Annotated in this window: 1 protein-coding gene; it reads left to right on the top strand. The window is 58.7% G+C overall.

The window, feature by feature from the left end:
* Positions 1–230 (top strand): immunoglobulin-like domain-containing protein (locus FQ668_RS28410; protein ID WP_144180916.1); only part of this gene is annotated, 230 nt, incomplete at both ends.

Here is a 230-nt window from a genome sequence, read left to right as displayed (position 1 = left end):
TGGAAGTTCGAAAACCTGAACCTGGACAAGACTCCAGTCAGCACCGAGGTGACCGACGAGCCTGGCACCCCAGGCAACGAAGGCGACATCGTCAAAGTCACTATTACTGCTGACCAGACTTCGGTAGCCGAGAACGTCAAACCGACCTTCACTGTGCACGTCAACCAGCCGCTGGCCCACGACCTGGTCGTGACCCTGAGCAACAACGCCCAGGTCACCATCAAGGCCGG

The organism is Pseudomonas sp. Kh14, assembly GCF_900291005.1.
Classification (GTDB): Bacteria; Pseudomonadota; Gammaproteobacteria; order Pseudomonadales; family Pseudomonadaceae; genus Aquipseudomonas; species Aquipseudomonas alloputida.
Note: the sequence above shows the minus strand (reverse complement) of the source record. Positions and strands in the feature narration are given on the sequence as shown.